1 protein-coding gene is annotated in these 563 nt (G+C 47.6%); it reads left to right on the top strand.

The genetic code is table 11. The features are described 5' to 3' along the window. Positions 1 to 563, top strand: a 563-nt coding sequence (locus ACNOHI_RS25355) for a glycoside hydrolase family 27 protein (RefSeq protein ID WP_420477494.1), incomplete at both ends; no start/stop codon positions are given.

Below are 563 nucleotides of genomic sequence, written 5' to 3'. Positions count from 1 at the left end.
ATGTTGATGAGAAACTTATCCGGGAGGTTGCGGACGCAATGGTTTCGTCGGGAATGAAGAATGCCGGTTATACCTATGTTAATATTGATGATTGCTGGCATGGCGACCGCGATAGCTTAGGTTTTATTCATCCTGATCCTAAACGTTTTCCTTCGGGAATGAAGGCTCTTGCCGACTATATACATTCTAAAGGATTGAAGTTGGGAATCTATTCGGACGCAGGTTCGATGACATGCGGGGGCAGACCCGGTAGTCGCGGATACGAATTTCAGGATGCCCAAACCTATGCTAAATGGGGTGTCGATTATTTAAAATATGATTGGTGTAATACCGAAGGCCTAAAGGCAGAGGGAGCCTATAAAACCATGGCTGCGGCGCTAAAGAAAGCTGGCAGGCCAATTGTGCTGAGTATTTGTGAATGGGGTAATGATAAACCCTGGGAATGGGGCCCGGTGGTAGGGCACCTCTGGCGCACAACCGGTGACATATTCAACTGTTTCGACTGTACCACGGATCATGGAACCTGGAAATCATGGGGCGTGATGCAGATTCTTGATAAACAG

It is taken from the genome of Noviherbaspirillum sp. ST9, from assembly GCF_048799745.1.
Lineage (GTDB): Bacteria > Pseudomonadota > Gammaproteobacteria > Burkholderiales > Burkholderiaceae_D > Noviherbaspirillum.
The sequence above is the reverse complement of the archived record's forward strand: the minus strand, read 5'-3'. Positions and strand labels throughout refer to the sequence as shown.